Here is a 16,369-nt window from a genome sequence, read left to right on the forward strand (position 1 = left end):
GAAGGCCACAGTGTCATCAGTAGAGGTCAAGGAACGTCCGCTACTGGTGGCATGGTGAAACCACGCCGATTGTTCGCGACTCGGCTTTGACCGTCTGCGCGGCTTACGGCAGTTCTGCGGCGGAAAACCTGTGGGTGCTGTCCGCCGGGAGCGAGCTCCTGGGCGGCGCGCTCGACGTCCGACCCGGACGAGGTCGACACCATTCCTGTGCTGCTGAGCGCGTGCCTGGACAACCCCGCCGTCACCGGCACCGCCGTCCGAGCGGGTGAGCAGACCACGCCGGAGAACGTCGTCCGCACCGCGACAGCCGACGGCGAGCGCGTCACGTGGCGCCAAGGGATCACCAAGCCGATGCGGCTGAACCTCGAGGACGACGTCACTGTCACCGGCGACACACTCGCAGGGCACTCGCGCGCGGGACGCTTCCCTCGGACTCCCGTCACCGGCGAGCGGGCGGCCGCCTGAAGGCGTTGCACCCGGCTTGCGCTCTCGGGCTCGCAGGAGACCACAATGGACAGAGGAGAAGCGGAAGAAATGATTCCGGATACCACAAAACCCCAGGCCGATGAGGATCGACCTGGGGTGGTGGGGTGTGCGCCATCAGGGACTCGAACCCCGAACCCGCTGGTTAAGAGCCAGCTGCTCTGCCAATTGAGCTAATGGCGCCGGTGTCTGCCGGAGGTTTCCCTCGGCGACGTGGAAAAGATTAGCACCCCTCTCCGGGGCCCGTTTCAGGGGGGTCCCCCAACCCGGTTCCGGCATCGCCGCCCCGGTGTCGGGGCTGGTCGGGCACACTGTAGTCGGACATCGACGGCGAAACAGGCGGGTGGGCATGCGGGGTGTGACGGTGCGGTTGCTGGTGGCCGCCGGGGTGATCGGCCTGTCCTTGGCCGGGTGCAGCAGTAACCCTTCGGGTGAACCTCCGCGGGAGACCGCCCCCGCGAGCAGCAGCACCGCTCCCAAGCCCGTCCCGAAGCCCGCCGTGCTCACCCTCGTGCCCGCCAAGGATGCGAAGGACGTCGCGCCCGGGGAGCCGGTGAGCGTCACCGTCGCGGACGGGAAGGTCGGGGACGTCAAGCTGACCGGGGCCGATGGCAAGGTCGTCGCCGGGAAGCCGCGGGGCGACGGCTCCGGGTGGGACTCCGCCGAGCCGCTGGGCTACAGCAAGACCTACAAGTTGACCGCGACCGCCGTCGGCTCCGACGGCAAGCCGGTCACCTCGGAGTCGACCTTCAGCACCGTCAAGCCCGCCCGGCAGCTCGGCGTCTCGGTGAACCTCGACGAGGGCGAGACCGTCGGGGTCGGGATGCCGCTGATCTTCACCTTCACCGGCAACGTCACCGACAAGGCCGCGGCCGAGAAGGCGCTGAAGGTCTCCGCGGAGCCGGCCACCGAAGGTGCTTTCCGCTGGTCCGGCGACAAGCAGGTCACCTGGCGGCCGAAGGAGTACTGGAAGAGCGGCACCAAGATCAAGGTCGACGCCGCCGTCTACGGCAAGCCGCTCGGCAACGGCAGCTACGGCCGGGAGGACAAGGGCGCCAGTGTCACCGTCGGCGACAAGCTCGTCGCCGTCGCCGACGGCGTGACCCACCAGATGACGGTCACGATCAACGACAAGGAGGTCAAGACCATGCCGACCTCCATGGGCAAGCCCGGGCACAACACGCCGGCCGGCACCTACACCGTCATGAGCGAGCACACCGGCTACACGATGAACTCCGCGACCTACGGCGTGCCCGAAGACGCGCCCGGCGGCTACAGCACCTTCGTCCAGTACGCGGTCCGGCTGTCCTACAGCGGCATCTTCTACCACTCCGCGCCGTGGTCGGTGCGGCAGCAGGGCCACAGCAACGTGAGCCACGGCTGCCTGAACCTGTCCACCGAGAACACGAAGTGGCTGATGGACACGTCCAAGAAGGGTGACGTCGTCACGGTGCAGAACAGCGGCGGCCCGAAGCTCGAGCCGACCGACGGCTGGAGCGTCTGGCAGCTGTCCTGGGACGAGTGGCGGACGGCGGCGAACTAGCCCGAGTCGCGGACCAGTTCGCGCGCCTCGGCCTCGGTCGACACCGCGGGTCCCGAGCCCCAGAGTGGCTTGTTCGCCGTCTCGCGGCTGAAGTACACCGCGACGGCGCCGATCGCGCCCGCCGCCATCAGGTACCAGGCCGGCCAGAAGTCGTGGCCGGTGGCGGAGATCAGCGACTGCATCACCAGCGGGGTCGTGCCGCCGAAGAGCGACACCGAGATGTTGAACGCGATGGACAGCGCGCCGTACCGGATGGCGGTCGGGAACAGCGCGGGCAGCGCGGCGGGCATCGACACCTCGAAGCAGAGCAGCAGCAGGCCGAGTCCCATCAGCCCGAGGAAGGTGAGGACGAGGCCGCCGTCGTGGACGAGCAGCATCAGCGGCCAGGACAGCACGAGGAACCCGAGGCAGCCGGCCATCATCACGGGTTTGCGGCCGACGTGGTCGGTGATCCGCCCGCCGACCATGATGATGAGCATCATCACGACCATGACGACGATGATCAGCAGCAGCCCGTGGGTGGCGTCGAGGTGCAGCTGCTCGGAGAGGTACGTCGGCATGTACGACAGCAGCATGTAGTCGGTGACGTTGAAGACGAGCACCAGGCCGACGCACACGAGCAGCGCGGGCCAGTACTCGGTGAACATCTTCCAGAACGGTTCGCCGGACTTCCCCCGCTTCTCGGCCTCCTCGGCGTGCTTCTGGAAGGCGGGGGTCTCCTCCAGCTTCAGCCGCATGTAGAGCCCGATGATGCCGAGCGGCCCGGCGACCAGGAACGGAACGCGCCAGCCCCAGTCGAGCAGCGTCTGGTGGGGCACCCAGGCCTTCATCCCGGTGACGACGGACGCGCCGAGCACGTACCCGGACAGCGTCCCGAACTCGAGCCACGACCCCATGAACCCCCGCCGCTTGTCGGGTGAGTACTCGGCGATGAAGGTGGTGGCGCCCCCGTACTCCCCGCCGGTGGAGAACCCCTGCACCATCCGCGCGACGACGAGCAGGATGGGCGACCAGACCCCGATGGAGCTGTACGACGGAATCAACCCGATGCACAGGGTCCCGATGGCCATCATGATCATGGTGACGGCGAGCACCTTCTGCCGCCCGATCCGATCCCCGAGCGGCCCGAAGACGAGCCCGCCGAGCGGCCGCATGAGGAAGGCGGCGGTGAAGGCTCCGAAGGTCCCGATCAGCCGAACCCCAGGAGACACGGTGGGGGGAAAGAACACCTCGGCAATGGTGTCGGCAATGTAGGCGTAGACCCCGAAGTCGAACCACTCCATGGCATTGCCCAGGGCAGCAGCCCCGACAGCCCGTTTCAGAAGCGACCGATCGACAACGGTGATGTCCTCATACCGAAGCTGCTTCTTCCGACCCCTGACCTTCCCACCTGAACGTTCCACGCCTCAACGGTGCATCCCCATCCGGCCGCCCGCACGCTGAGCCATCCAGTCGTGAGCGTTACCACGAACGGCCCAACCACTCCACGCAAGATGACAGCCCAGCCATCCACGCAAGCCGGCAACGCAAGGTGACCACTCGGACGGGGGTCCGGGGGCGCGCCCCCGGCGGGGGTGTGGGGGTTCGACCCCCACAAAAAGGCGAAACCCCGACAGTGGAAAAGGGCCGCAAGGCCCTGACCACGCCGGGGTGATGGGGTGAGCGACGGGTTTCGAACCCGCGACCTCCTGGACCACAACCAGGTGCTCTACCAGCTGAGCTACGCCCACCATCTGCGAGGGAACCGCGTGCGATCACCTCGTTGGCTGTAATCGTAGCGGGTGCCCTCGCGGGGTTTGCAGGGGGTTACCTCTGGTGCCGTTCCTGCACTTCAGCGGCGGCGGCCTTGGCTTCTTCGCTGGTGGGGCCGGGTTGGGGGACGAAGGCGACGCGCCGGTAGTAGTCGAGTTCGCCGATGGATTCGCGGATGTCGGCGAGGGCGCGGTGGGCGAGGCCCTTCTCGGGCTTGGCGTAGTAGATGCGCGGGTACCAGCGGCGGACGAGTTCTTTGACGGAGGAGACGTCGACCATGCGGTAGTGCAGGTGGGCGTCGAGGGCGGGCATGTCGCGGGAGATGAAGCCGCGGTCGGTGGCGATGGAGTTGCCGGCGAGGGGGGCGGTGCCCGGTTCGGGGACGTGCTCGCGGATGTAGTCGAGGACGCGGCGTTCGGCTTCTGCGAGGGTCACCGTGGAGCGGCGGACTTCTTCGGTGAGGCCGGAGTGGGCGTGCATCTCGCGGACGATTTCGGGCATCCCGGCGAGTTTTTCCTCGTCGGCGTGGATGACGATGTCGACTCCGTCGCCGAGCACGTTGAGTTCTGCGTCGGTGACGAGGGCGGCGATTTCGATCAACGCTTCCTTGCCGAGGTCGAGCCCCGTCATTTCGCAGTCGATCCAGACTAGGCGGTCGGTCACCTGGTGACCCTAACCCGACACGGGGATGGGAAGGGCGTTACCTGCGCGTACGGCGCGTTACGCTCGCCAAGCCGGGTTCGGTGTGGTGCAGGACACAGATCGGGGAGCGGGCAGTGGACGGGCGGGAGTCGCCGGCGAGTGAGATCGCCGCTGGTTATGCGAGTGAGGGTGCCGCGCTGGAGCTGGGTGCGGTGGTGATCGACGGGCAGGTGGACGCGGCGGCTGCCGTGCGGCTGCCGTTGGCGACGCTGAACCGGCACGGGCTGGTCGCCGGCGCGACCGGCACGGGCAAGACGAAGACGTTGCAGCTGATCTCGGAGCAGCTGTCGGCGGCCGGGGTGCCGGTGGTGCTCGCGGACGTGAAGGGCGACCTGTCCGGGCTGGCCGCGGCGGGTGAGGCGAACGACAAGGTCGCGAAGCGCTCGCAGGAGCTGGGTGACGACTGGGCCGGCGCGGCGTTCCCGGTGCAGTTCCTGTCGCTGGGCACCGGCGGTAAGGGGTCGCCGATCCGGGCGACGATCACGAGCTTCGGGCCGGTGCTGCTGGCCAAGGTGCTGGGGCTGAACGAGACGCAGGAGTCGACGCTGGGCCTGATCTTCCACTGGGCCGACCAGCGCGGTCTGGCCCTGCTGGACACAAAGGACCTCCGGTCGGTGATCACGCACCTGACCAGCGACGAGGGCAAGGTGGACCTCAAGGGGATCGGCGGGGTCTCGGCGGCCACGGCCGGCGTGATCCTGCGCGCGCTGTCCAATCTGGAGGCCCAAGGCGGCGAGGACTTCTTCGGGGAGCCCGAGCTGGACGTGCACGACCTCATGCGTCAGGCCGACGGCAAAGGCGTCGTCACGCTGCTCGAACTCGACAATCTTCAGGCGAAGCCCGCGTTGTTCTCGACGTTCCTGATGTGGCTGCTGGCCGAGCTGTTCGAGGAGCTGCCCGAGGAGGGCGATCTCGACCAGCCGAAGCTGGTGTTCTTCTTCGACGAGGCCCACCTGCTGTTCGCCGACGCGTCGAAGGCGTTCCTCGAGCGCATCGAGCAGACCGTGAAGCTGATCCGGTCGAAGGGCGTGGGCGTGTTCTTCTGCACGCAGCTGCCCACGGACGTCCCGAACGCCGTGCTGTCGCAGCTCGGCGCGCGGATCCAGCACGCGTTGCGGGCGTTCACCCCGGATGACCAGGCGGCCCTCGCCAAGACCGTGAAGACGTACCCGAAGACGAAGTTCTACGAGCTCGACACCGCGTTGACGTCGCTGGGCATCGGCGAGGCCGTCGTCACGGTGCTGTCGGAACGGGGGGCGCCGACGCCGGTGGCGTGGACGCGGCTGCGGGCGCCGCGGTCGAAGATGGGCTCGATCGGCGACGAGGCCGTCGCCGAGGCTGTCTCTTCGTCCGATCTGCACGCGAAGTACGCCGAGACGATCGACCGGGAGTCGGCCTACGAGCGGCTGGCCGCGAAGGTCGCCGCCGCTCCCGAGCCGGCTCCCTCGCCCGAGGCTGCTCCCGCGCCGCCGGCGCCGGGGAAGGACGAGCCGGGATTCCTCGAGTCCGCCATGAAGAACCCGGCCGTGAAGTCGTTCATGCGGTCCGCGGCGAGCGCGCTGGGCCGCGAGATCACGCGTGGGCTGTTCGGCAACCGGAGGCGCTGATAAATCCTGACGTTCCCTGTCAGGTTTCGCTGCCAAAGTGGTTCCACACCGAAGAGAGGGAACCAGCCATGACCAGCACCGCCACCGCGTCGTTCACCGTCGACCAGTGGGAGCCGCAGGCGACCGATGAGTTCGGGGGCAACGAGCTCGCCCGGGTGGCGATCGCCAAGACGTTCGCCGGGGCGGTCGAGGGGACCAGTACGGTCGAACTCCTGACGGCGACCAATGCGACGTCGCGCGCGTACGTCGGCTTCGAGCGGCTCGAGGTCTCGGTCGACGGCCGCAAGGGCAGCTTCGTCCTGCATCACACGGCCGACGAGTCCGGGATGACCTTGAAGATCCTCACCGGCTCCGGAGCAGGCGAGCTGACCGGGATCTCCGGCACGGCGAACATCGAGATCGACGGGGAGGACCACCACTTCACCCTCACCTACACGCTCTGAGCAGCACGAAGGCCGTTTCGAGAGCCCCCGATCGACTCTCGAAACGGCCTTCGCGGTGATCTCCCGCTCCCCGAAGCGGGGGACGGGCCGCCCCGACCACGGCCCGTCCTCGTCCTAGTTGTTCACGATCTGGTCGACGATCTTCTTGGCGTCGTTGATCGGAATGGCGAAGCCGATCCCGACGCTGCCCGCCGCGCCGTTGGCCGAGGCCGAAGGGCTGTACAGCGCCGAGTTGATGCCGATCACGTTGCCCTGGGCGTCGACCAGCGCGCCGCCGGAGTTGCCCTGGTTGATCGCGGCGTCGGTCTGGATCGCGGTGTAGCTGGGCGAGTCGCTGCTCTGGTTCGACGTGCGGCTGAACGGCGAGCGCTGCTGTTGCTCGCCCTGCCCGATGTCGGACAGGTTCCGGTTCAGCGCGCTGACGATGCCGGTGGTGACGGTGTTCTGCAGGCCGCCCGGCGAGCCGATCGCGACCACTTCCTGGCCGACGGCGAGCTTGCTCGAGTCGCCGAGGGACGCCGCCGTCAAGCCACTGGCGTTCTGGGCCTGGACCACCGCGATGTCCGCCTTGGTGTCCGCGCCGACCACGCTAGCCTGGTACTTCTTGCCGTCGGACGTGGTGATCACGACGTTCTGGGCGCCGTCGACGACGTGCGCGTTGGTCAGGATCCGGCCGTCCGAACTGAGGATGACGCCGGAGCCGATGGCCTCGCCCTGACCGGTCGTGACGTTGATCTGGACGACGCTGGGCGTGACCTTCGCCGCGACGGCGCTGACGTCGCCGGAGGTCGAGTTCGCGACCGTCTGCCCGTTCGCGGCCGGCGTGCTGAGCGACGTCGTCGCGCCGTCCGCCGAGGTCGTCGTGAGCCCGACGATCGCCGCGCCGCCGACGCCGCCGACCAGCGCGGCGCCGAGTGCGGTCGCGCTGACGATCATCGCGACGCGGCCACCCTTGCGCGGCTTGGTCTTCAGCGCCGTGGGGGCCTGCGGACCCGGCTGCTGCGGGGTGAAGAGCGGATTCGGCGCGGCCTGCTGCTGGTAGGCGTACTGCGCGTACGGCCCGTACTGCTGAGTGCTGTGGTGCGGCTGGTGCCCACCGGTTGAGGCGGGGCCGGGCCGACTCTCGTTCTCGGTCATAGGACCAGATTCGCGCTCGTGCTTGTGAACAGCCTGTGGAAACACCTCAGGCTTTGCTGAGAAGAATCAGCTGAGAAAACTCAGCCGATCCTCAGGCGTCAGGCGAAGAACGACGGGACGTCCAGCGCTCCTCCGGCTGCCTCGAACTCGTCGTGCACCGCCTTCCGCAGCTCGGCGTCGCCGAGGTAGTCGGCGGCGGTCAGGGCCAAGCCCAGCGCGCCGTCGCGGACTCCCGCATCGCCCGTCTCCGATCCGGCCGCGGCCGCGAACTCCTTGGTGTGCAACGCAACCGTCGGCCCCGAGATCGCCAGCATGGGGTGCAGCGCGGGGACGCGGTAGGAGATGTTGCCCAAGTCCGTCGAGCCGGTTAGCGACTCCGGCACGATGCCCGGCGGCAGCGGTCTGCGGCCGGTGATCACTTGGTTGGCCGTCCAGCGCCCGGCGAGCGCGGTGTTGAACCGGATCGGCAGGTAGGCCGCCTGGGCGTCCCAGATCAGCTCGACGCCGCAGCCGGTCATCGCCGCGGCGCCTTCGGCGATGGACGTCATGCGGGCGGCGAGGTCGCGCAGGGTTTCCGGGCGCTGGGACCGGAGGTAGAACAGCAGCGCGGCGCGGGCCGGGATGATGTTGGGCCGGGCGCCGCCGTCGGTGAACACGCCGTGGACGCGGTCGCTCTGCGGGAGCTGCTGGCGCAGCGCCGAGACGCCTTGGTACGCGGCGACGGCGGCGTCGAGCGCGTTGCGGCCCATGAACGGCTGGGCGCTCGCGTGCGCGCCGACGCCGTGGAAGACCATCTCCAGCTGACGCCGCCCGAGGAACGGGTGCAGCGCGATGTCGTGGCTGAACGGGTGCAGCATGATCACCGCGTCGACGTCGTCGAACACGCCGGCGCGGGCGAGGATTTCCTTGCCGCCGCCGCCTTCCTCGGCGGGCGTGCCGATCAGGCTGACGCGGCCGCCGAGCCGCTCGGCGACGGTCGCGGCGCCGAGGAAGCCACCGGCGGCGGTGGTGCAGATGACGTTGTGGCCGCAGGCGTGACCGAGCCCGGGCAGCGCGTCGTACTCGGCGAGCACGGCGATGTGCGGCCCCTCTCGCGGTGGTGTGCTGACGCGCAGCGCGGTGTCGAGGCCGCCGACGCCGACCGTGGCTTCGTGGCCGTGCCGGTGCAGGAGATCGGCCAGCGCCCGCACGGACCGGTGTTCGGCGAACCCCTCCTCGGGGTGGGCGTGCAGATCTTGGCTCAATGTCACCAGATCGGGTGAGCTGCGCTCGACCGCGGCGGTTACTTCGGCGCGCGTCGCCTCGTCCGCGCCGGCGTGCGGCGAGGACAGCGGTTCGGCGGCCGCGACGGCGCCGGCGGTGGCCTCGACCAGGGAACGCAGGTAGCTGTCGTCGGGCGGGACGGGGTCGGCGTGGGTCATGGGGCGATGCTAACCGCCACCTCCGACAATCCGCGGCGCTCAGCCGAGCTCGCCCGCGACGATCTGCGTGACACCGGCGTACCGCTCGGTGATCTTCGTGAAGCCGCGGGCGCGCAGCTTCGCGGCGATTTCGCCGCGATCGAACATCTTCTGGCCGCTCACGATCCCGCCGGCCGACTCGATCAGGCGTGCGGGTTGCCGGCCGCGGCGGGCGCTGGTCAGCAGCACGACCCGGCCACCCGGTTTCACCACGCGCGCGAAAGAGTCCAGCGCGGTCTCCGGCTCGGCGAACATGTGCAGTGCGGCGAAGCAGCAGAGAGCGTCTACTGTGGACGGCTTCAACGGCAGGTGCACGGCGTCGGCACGAAGGTAGGCGACGGTGTCCGGGCCGCCCTCGGCGACGGCCTTGGCGAGCATGGTGCGGGCGCCGTCGAGCCCGATCGCCAGCCCGTCCGGGCCGACGGCCGTGCCGAACGCCCGGGTGAACCGGCCGGTTCCGCACGCGACGTCGAGCACCGTGCGGCCCGGTGCCAGCCGGAGGAGTTTCGTGGCGAGCGAGACTTCTGCCGCCATGCTCGGCCCGAACGGGCCCTTGAGCGCGCGGCCGAGGGCGGGGCGCCAGTACCGCTCGTAGACCTGAGGGAGCAGGGTGGTGCGCATCAGGCGCTGCGTGAGCCCGGTCGGCGGACCGGCCTGGTCGGCGGCGCCCAGCAGGTCGAGGTAGCCGGAGTCCGTCTGTGCCGGCGTCTCGAGCAGGGCTTCGAGTCGGTCGTGTGCGCTGGTCGGCACGGGCTCTCCTCGCTTTCGGACACCGGCAGTATGCCCACCTCCGGGCCACTCGATCGAGTGAACAAATGCGGGATCAGGCGTTCGAGGCCCGGAATTGTCGGTGCCCCTTCCTAACGTCGCGGGCAAGGTTCCGATCCGAGGAGGAGAGATGACGACGATTTCCCGCCCGTGTGCCGACATCGAGGTGCAGGGCGAGTTCGACCTGGCCGCGGCGGCCCGCTTCCTGACCGGCTTCGCCCCGGCCGGGCAGCCGGACTCCGAACCCGGCGCACTGCGGGTGGCGTTCGCGCTCGGCGGCGAATGGACGCCGGTGGGAGCGGTGCTGCGGCAGAGATCGCCCGGCGAGGTCACGGTCGAGGTCCACGGTCCGCCCGAGCACACCGACGCGGTGGTGGCTCAGGTGCGGCGGATGTGCTCGCTGGACGTCGACGGCACGGCGTTCCCGGAGGCCGGCGCCCGTGATCCGGTGGTTTCGCTGCTGCAGGGGCTGCATCCGGGCCTGCGTCCGGTCTTGTTCGCATCGCCGTACGAGGCGGCGTGCTGGGCCGTGCTGAGCCACCGGATCTGGATGACGCAGGCGGTCCGGCTGCGCCGTCGCTTGACCGAGCGCTACGGCACCGAGGTCGACGTGGGCGGGAGCGTGCTGAGGGCGTTCCCGGCGCCGGCCGCGCTGGCGAAGATGGAGTACCAGCCGGGGCTGCCGGGCCCGAAGATCCCGCGCCTGCGCGCCATCGCCGAGGCGGCGGCCGACGGAATGCTGGACGCGGCGGCGTTGCGGGCAATGCCGGCGGAGGAGGCACTGAAGCAGCTGCAGCTCCTGCCGGGCATCGGCCGGTTCAGCGCGGAGCTGATCCTGATCCGCGGCGCCGGCCACCCGGACGTCTTCCCCCGCAGCGAAACCCGCCTCCACGAGATCATGCGCGACGCGTACCACCTCCCGGGCCTGGGAGTCGCGGAGCTGGCGGAGATCGCGGAGGCCTGGGCGCCGTTCCGGAGCTGGGTGTCGTTCCTCTTCCGGGTCGAGGGCGAGGCCCGGATGCGGGAGTCGCGATGACCTGACCTGGGAGGTGGCAGCAACGCCCCGGCCCCGCGCGATCGCGCGTCTTGCCGCCCGCGTTCCGACGACAGAAAGGAGAGCGCCACGACTCGATACCGGAAGCCGCGAAGCGGCGAGCGGTGGGGACTCACGGTAGCCAGATATCGCCTGTGGTGAGGTGTCCGGGTGAGTTCGCCCGTTCAATTCGCGCTCGGTGGTCCGGCCGGTGACGCCCTGTCGGCTTTTCGCGCGGCTGCCGCCACGGACACATCGCCGGCCGGTTCGCTGCTGGAGCAGGTCCAGACCCCCGCGGTGATCACCCTGATCGCCGGCGGCGTGGCGCTGCTCGTGGTGCTGGTCGGCGGGACACCGTGGCGGCGGGCGCGGAACGTCGTGACGATGGTGCACGAGGCCGGGCACGCGCTGGCCGCGGTGCTGGTCGGACGGCGCCTGCAGGGCATCAAGCTGCATTCGGACACCTCGGGCGTCACCGTCTCGCGCGGCAAGCCCGAGGGGCCTGGCATGGCGTTCACGGCGATGGCCGGGTACCTGGCGCCGTCGGTCCTGGGGCTGGTGTTCGCCAGCCTGCTGGGCGCCGACCTGGTCGGCACGGTGCTGGTCCTGATCGCGCTGCTGCTGCTCGGCGTGCTGGTGATGGTGCGCAACGCGTACGGGGTGTTCACGGTCGTCGCCAGCGCGGCGGTGCTGGCGCTGATCGCGTTCGTGGCACCGGTCGAGCTGCAGGCCCCGTTCAGCTACCTGGTGACGTGGTTCTTGCTGTTCGGAGGCGTCCGGCCGGTGGCCGAGCTCCAGACCAAGCGCCGCCGCGGCCAGGCCCGCGACTCGGACGCGGACCAGCTGGGCCGCCTCACGGCGGTCCCGCCGGTGCTGTGGGTCTTGGTCTTCGCGGTGGCAACGATCAGCTGCTTGATCGCCGGCGCCCTGTGGCTCCTGGAGCCAGTGGCCAAGTAGCGCTGACAGCGGTGGTCCCAGCCCCGGCGCCCGGCCACGGCCCGGAGCCGCTCCACCAGGCGGCGGAAGCCGCCCGCTGCCTGGCTCTCGCTGCCGCCGCCAGCTGCCCGCTGCCTGCTGCCCGCTGCCGCCGTTCGCTGCCGCTGCTCGCTGCCGCTGCCTGGCTGCCCCTGCCGCCCGCTGGCCGCGGCATGACCGACCCGCGTGGAGCCGCCCACCAGTGGCGGCCTCGGCCGGCCGCCACGCTCGCCAGCCGTCCGCGGCGGCCGCGCTGGTCGCGAGGTGTGGTGCTCGGACCCGGTCGCGGCGGTGCGACGTGCCGCCGCGATGCCCGACCACACCAGCGGCCGGCCGGCGACCCGCCGTGGTCGCCGCTCGGCGGCCCCCGCCACCCGGCGGCCCTGCCACCCGGACCACGCCCGCGCCTCGCTCACCGGCGGTGGAGCCCGTGGCCGGTCACCGGGGTGCATGCGGCAAACTGGTGGTCCGCGCGGAGGGAGACGAACGATGGACGAGGTCGCCAAGGCCGTCGAGGAGTGCGCACGGGCGGCGAAGCTGGCCGCGCCGTCGCTGGCTGCCGCGAGCGCTCAGGCCGTCGATGCCGCTCTGTCCGGGATGGCCGAGCGGCTGCTCGCACACCGTGACGAGATCCTCGAGGCGAACCAGGCCGATGTAGCGCGCGCCAAGGCCGACGGGATGAGCGCCGGCCTGCTCGACCGGCTCACCATCACCCCGGAGCGGCTCACCGGCATGGCCGAACAGCTCCGGCTGCTCGCCGGCGCCCCGCACCAGGAGCGCTCCGTCGACGTGTCCACCCTGGACGGCGGCCTGCGGCTGGTCGAGCGGCGGCGGCCGGTCGGGGTCATCGGGGCGAACTACGAGGCGCGGCCGAACGTCACCGTCGACGTGGCTTCTCAGCTGGTCAAGTCGCGCAACGCCGGGGTGCTGCGCACCGGCTCGGCCGCGCTCGGCTCCGCCCAGCGGCTGCGTGAGGTCGTCATCGCGCCGGCGCTCACCGAGGCCGGCATCGACGCCGACTGCGTTCAGCTCGTGCCGCGCGTGGAGCGGGAGGCGGCCTCCGCGCTCGTCCGGCTGCCCGGCCTCGTGCCGCTGGTGATCCTGCGCGGCAGCGGGGACAGCACCCGCGCCCTCGCCACCGAGGCGGCCGTCCACGGCGTGCGCACCCTCGCCCACGCCGATGGCGGCGGCGTCCTCTACGTCGACCGCGGGGCGGACGTCACCAAGGCGCGCGACCTCGTCTACGCCAGCCTCGACCGGCTGGGCGTCTGCAACCGGCTGAACCTGCTGCTCATCCACGAAGACATCCACGACGACGCCTGGCCCGCGATCTCGGACGCGCTCGCCGAGCGCGGCGTCACGCCTTCGCTGGCCCCGCACGAGCACCCCATCGGCTACGAGTGGGCGCTGGACTCCGACCGGGAAGCCACCGTCACCGTCGCCAAGGTCGGCTCGCTCTCCGACGCCGTCGAAATCGCCAACGAGCGCACCTCCGGCCTGGCGGCGGGCATCTCCACCGAGGACGAGTCGGCCGCCGACGCCTTCTTCGACGGCTACACCGGCACGGGCGTCTTCTGGAACGCCCCGACCCGCCTCCTCGACGGCTTCAAGCTGCTCGCCGTCCCGGAAACCGGCATCAACCTCGACAAGGTTCCCGGCCCGCGCGGCCCGGTCACCTACACCGACCTCTACGTCCGCCAGTACGCGGTCCTGCCGGCCTGAACCAAGCGGGCCAGGCCGGGCCGGGCCCGGTCAGCGCGTCGGCGGGACGCCGGCGAGCTTGCGCAGCTCCTTGACCGTGTCCACAGCGTTGGTGACCAGCTCGGTCCGCTCGTCGGCGTCGCCGGAATAGCGGTAGATCGCCGTCGGTCCGTCGCTGATCGCGATCGCCGCGACCAGGCGGCCTTCGGGGTCACGGGTGAGCCCGGTCGTCACCGACACCTCCCGGCCGACGGTGTCGACCGTGGTGAGCGTCCGCTCCTTGTACCAGCCTCGCGTTGTCATGTTCAGAAAGCTCCGGGGGGATGCGCACGGCAGGGGGATACGTCGTAGGACGCGGGGACCGCCCCGGGCGTTACGGCATACTGGGCCGGGTGATCTCCCGGCCGCACGTCCTGCTGTCCGCCGCGCAGTCGCTCGACGGCTACCTCGACGACACCTCACCCGAGCGGCTGGTGCTGTCCACAGAGGACGACTTCGCGATCGTCGATCGGTTGCGGGCCGAGGCCGACGCCATCTTCGTCGGGGCCGGGACCGTGCGGGCCGACAACCCGCGGCTGCTCGTCCGCTCGCCCGAACTCCGGCGGAAACGGCTGGAGCGGGGCAAGCCCGAACAACCCGTCAAGGTCACCGTGACCACCCGTGGTCTCGACCCGGACGCGCAGTTCTTCACCGTCGGGGACACCGAAAAGATCGTCTACGCACCGCCCGGCGCCGCGGACGCGCTCAAGCACGTCGCCACCGTCGTCGATGCCGGGAATCCGCCGGACTTCGGGCGCGTCCTCGACGACCTCGGCGCGCGCGGCATCGAGAACCTGCTGGTCGAAGGCGGCGGTGGGATCCACACGCGCTTCCTCACCGAAGGCCTCGCCGACGCACTGCGGCTCGCGATCGCGCCGTTCTTCGTCGGGCAGCCGGACGCGCCGCGGTTCGTGGGTCCGGGCCGCTATCCGCGGCCGCTGGTCCTGACCGCCGCGAACGAACTGCAGGGGATGGCCATCCTCGAGTACCGCGCCGCCGCCGAACCGACCGGCCGGGACGTTCAGCGCCTCAAGGAAGCCATCGCGCTCGCCGCCGAGTGCCCGCCCAGCCACACCTTCCGGGTCGGCGCCGTGATCACCGACGCCGACGGCGAGGTCGTCGCCACCGGGCATTCCGGCGAGGGCGATCCCGGCAACCACGCCGAAGAGGCCGCGCTGGCCAAGTGCGCCGGCGACCCGCGCCTGGCCGGCGCGACCATGTACAGCTCGCTGGAACCGTGCAGCCACCGCAGTTCCCACCCGCGCAGCTGCACCCAGCTCGTCCTCGACGCCGGGATCCCGCGGGTGGTGTTCGCCTGGCGCGAGCCGCCGGTCTTCGTCGACGCCCGGGGCACCGAACTGCTGCGGCAGGCCGGGCGGCACGTCGTCGAGGTGCCCGCGCTGGCCCCGGAGGTCCAGCGCGAGAACACCCACCTCGACTTCTAGGCAACTAACAGGCGCCGTTGTCCTGCCAGACGCCCCATTCGCCGGTCGTGCCGGGCTCTTCGCCCTGCGTCCACCACTTGGCCGTCCACTTGTGGCTGTTGTGCGAGACGACGTTGTCCTTGACGTAGACCTTCGCCCGGTCCCATTCCGCCGCGGTGCAGGAGCCGTTGCCCGGGGTGGTCGGGGTCGTCGTCACCGGCGGGGTCGTCTGCGGCGGGGTCGCGCCGGCGAAGCGGACGCTGAACTTCGTGAAGTCCCAGTCGTTCTGCGGGACGTTGCTGCAGACGCCGTTGTCCGTCGTGCCCACACAGGCGCGGTCCCGGTTGACCGACCAGAACGTGAAGCGGCCGAGGCCGTGGCTGGTCGCGTAGTCGTACACCGTCTGGAAGTCCGAGGTGTAGAACATCTCCGCCGCGTCGGACTTGCCGTTCATGCCGGAGAAACCCTCGTGGGCGTACGCGGTCGCGCTGTCCCAGCCCAGGTGCGACATCAGCAGTCCGTGCAGGGCTTCCAGCGCCGACACCTGCGACGAACCGCCGTTGAAGCCGCCGTCGAACGGCATGATCGAGAAGTTGTTCGGCGTGAAGCCGATCGACTTCGCCTGGTCGATCAGCTGCGTGCCGAACCAGCCGGTACCGGCCGCGGTGCCCGGCATGGTCACCGACACGAACAGGCCGGGGTTGCTGGCCTGCAACGTCTTCGCCGCGCCGAGCTCGTTCGCGATCGCGGCGGTGTTCTCGTACTCGGGCTCTTCGAGGTCGAAGTCGATCGCCTTGAGCGAGTACTTCGTGATGACCTGCTGGTAGGCGGCGGCCGTCGCGGCCACCGTTCCGCAGGTCTGGCCGAGCTTCGTGCCGCCGTACCCGCCGACGGACACCGAGACGTCGCCGCCCGCGCCGCGGATCCGCGAGATGACGCCCGCGACCGCGGTGTCGGACGAGACGGCGGAGGTGCCGTCCCAGGTCGGGCTGCAGCCGCCGCCGTTCGGCGCGAGGATGAACGCCAGTTGGAACGCCTTGAGCCCGGTCGCGTTCATCACGGTCACGGGATCGGGCGGGTTGTTGCTCTGGGGCATCAGGTACGGCGCCGCGGCGTACCAGTTGTTGCTCAACGCCGCGGTCGCCGACGGTGCGCCGAGCACGAGGCTGACGGCGGTGGCGGCGAAAGTGGCGGCGGCGAGCCCGACGGCGGCCAGTCTGCTCCTGCGCATGAGCTGTCCTCCCGGTGGGGATCGAGGTGGACAGATCATTGGACTAGACCATTAACGAAGTCAAGGTGGCG

Annotated in this window: 15 protein-coding genes and 2 tRNA genes; 8 read left to right on the forward strand and 9 right to left on the reverse strand. The window is 70.4% G+C overall.

From position 1 onward, the window contains the following. Positions 1-207: 207 nt before the first annotated feature. The gene (locus AB0F52_RS23130; protein WP_360174466.1) at positions 208-465 is read left to right on the forward strand and encodes a hypothetical protein; all 258 of its coding nucleotides are present in this window, start codon (positions 208-210) and stop codon (positions 463-465) included. Positions 466-593: 128 nt separating this feature from the next. On the opposite strand, the gene AB0F52_RS23135 is transcribed toward AB0F52_RS23130, so the two are convergent. Beyond that, a tRNA-Lys gene (locus tag AB0F52_RS23135) sits at positions 594-666 on the reverse strand. Between the two features lie 166 nt (positions 667-832). Here AB0F52_RS23135 and AB0F52_RS23140 point away from each other — a divergent pair. Beyond that, positions 833-2,026 carry an Ig-like domain-containing protein gene (locus AB0F52_RS23140; RefSeq protein ID WP_360174469.1) on the forward strand — a complete coding sequence of 398 codons (1,194 nt, stop codon included), beginning with the start codon at positions 833-835 and terminating at the stop codon, positions 2,024-2,026. Here the strand turns inward: AB0F52_RS23140 and proP are convergent. The 3 genes from proP to orn all read right to left on the reverse strand — a co-directional run bounded on the left by proP (position 2,023) and on the right by orn (position 4,441). Then, positions 2,023-3,429, reverse strand: a complete 1,407-nt coding sequence (proP, locus tag AB0F52_RS23145) for a glycine betaine/L-proline transporter ProP (RefSeq protein ID WP_360174472.1) — start codon at positions 3,427-3,429, stop codon at positions 2,023-2,025. The two genes, AB0F52_RS23140 and proP, sit on opposite strands and share 4 nt — an antisense overlap. Positions 3,430-3,680: 251 nt before the next feature. Next, positions 3,681-3,756 (reverse strand) — tRNA-His (locus AB0F52_RS23150). A gap of 76 nt (positions 3,757-3,832) precedes the next feature. After that, positions 3,833-4,441 carry an oligoribonuclease gene (gene orn / locus AB0F52_RS23155; RefSeq protein ID WP_360174475.1) on the reverse strand — a complete coding sequence of 203 codons (609 nt, stop codon included), beginning with the start codon at positions 4,439-4,441 and terminating at the stop codon, positions 3,833-3,835. Between the two features lie 113 nt (positions 4,442-4,554). Between orn and AB0F52_RS23160 the strand changes: the two genes are divergently transcribed. After that, positions 4,555-6,087 carry a helicase HerA-like domain-containing protein gene (locus AB0F52_RS23160; protein ID WP_360174478.1) on the forward strand — a complete coding sequence of 511 codons (1,533 nt, stop codon included), beginning with the start codon at positions 4,555-4,557 and terminating at the stop codon, positions 6,085-6,087. 68 nt (positions 6,088-6,155) lie between these two features. Next, positions 6,156-6,530 carry a DUF3224 domain-containing protein gene (locus AB0F52_RS23165; RefSeq protein WP_360174481.1) on the forward strand — a complete coding sequence of 125 codons (375 nt, stop codon included), beginning with the start codon at positions 6,156-6,158 and terminating at the stop codon, positions 6,528-6,530. A gap of 114 nt (positions 6,531-6,644) precedes the next feature. Here AB0F52_RS23165 and AB0F52_RS23170 read toward each other — a convergent pair whose 3' ends face one another. From AB0F52_RS23170 to AB0F52_RS23180, 3 genes are all read right to left on the reverse strand, one after another. Then, complete coding sequence (locus AB0F52_RS23170) at positions 6,645-7,667, reverse strand: trypsin-like peptidase domain-containing protein (protein WP_360174484.1); 1,023 nt, start codon at positions 7,665-7,667, stop codon at positions 6,645-6,647. 98 nt (positions 7,668-7,765) lie between these two features. Beyond that, positions 7,766-9,088 carry a M20 family metallopeptidase gene (locus AB0F52_RS23175; RefSeq protein WP_360174487.1) on the reverse strand — a complete coding sequence of 441 codons (1,323 nt, stop codon included), beginning with the start codon at positions 9,086-9,088 and terminating at the stop codon, positions 7,766-7,768. Positions 9,089-9,127: 39 nt separating this feature from the next. After that, positions 9,128-9,877 (reverse strand): methyltransferase domain-containing protein, encoded by a 750-nt coding sequence (locus AB0F52_RS23180; RefSeq protein ID WP_360174490.1) that lies wholly within the window; start codon positions 9,875-9,877, stop codon positions 9,128-9,130. A 148-nt stretch (positions 9,878-10,025) separates the two neighbouring features. Here AB0F52_RS23180 and AB0F52_RS23185 point away from each other — a divergent pair, with 148 nt between their 5' ends. The 3 genes from AB0F52_RS23185 (at position 10,026) to AB0F52_RS23195 (ending at position 13,625) form a co-directional block, all read left to right on the forward strand. Continuing rightward, positions 10,026-10,931 carry a DNA-3-methyladenine glycosylase 2 family protein gene (locus tag AB0F52_RS23185; protein WP_360174493.1) on the forward strand — a complete coding sequence of 302 codons (906 nt, stop codon included), beginning with the start codon at positions 10,026-10,028 and terminating at the stop codon, positions 10,929-10,931. Positions 10,932-11,099: 168 nt separating this feature from the next. Then, positions 11,100-11,885 (forward strand): M50 family metallopeptidase, encoded by a 786-nt coding sequence (locus AB0F52_RS23190; protein WP_360174496.1) that lies wholly within the window; start codon positions 11,100-11,102, stop codon positions 11,883-11,885. A gap of 507 nt (positions 11,886-12,392) precedes the next feature. Continuing rightward, positions 12,393-13,625, forward strand: a complete 1,233-nt coding sequence (locus AB0F52_RS23195; RefSeq protein ID WP_360174499.1) for an aldehyde dehydrogenase family protein — start codon at positions 12,393-12,395, stop codon at positions 13,623-13,625. A gap of 30 nt (positions 13,626-13,655) precedes the next feature. On the opposite strand, the gene AB0F52_RS23200 is transcribed toward AB0F52_RS23195, so the two are convergent. Then, a complete protein-coding gene (locus AB0F52_RS23200; protein WP_360174502.1) occupies positions 13,656-13,907 on the reverse strand; it encodes a hypothetical protein in 252 nt (83 codons plus the stop codon). Positions 13,908-13,996: 89 nt separating this feature from the next. Between AB0F52_RS23200 and AB0F52_RS23205 the strand changes: the two genes are divergently transcribed. Continuing rightward, complete coding sequence (locus AB0F52_RS23205) at positions 13,997-15,088, forward strand: dihydrofolate reductase family protein (RefSeq protein ID WP_360174505.1); 1,092 nt, start codon at positions 13,997-13,999, stop codon at positions 15,086-15,088. A gap of 4 nt (positions 15,089-15,092) precedes the next feature. Here the strand turns inward: AB0F52_RS23205 and AB0F52_RS23210 are convergent, their stop codons facing one another. Then, positions 15,093-16,298 (reverse strand): chitinase, encoded by a 1,206-nt coding sequence (locus AB0F52_RS23210; protein ID WP_360174508.1) that lies wholly within the window; start codon positions 16,296-16,298, stop codon positions 15,093-15,095. Between the last annotated feature and the right edge of the window lie 71 nt (positions 16,299-16,369).

It is taken from the genome of Amycolatopsis sp. NPDC024027, from assembly GCF_040638975.1.
Lineage (GTDB): Bacteria > Actinomycetota > Actinomycetes > Mycobacteriales > Pseudonocardiaceae > Amycolatopsis.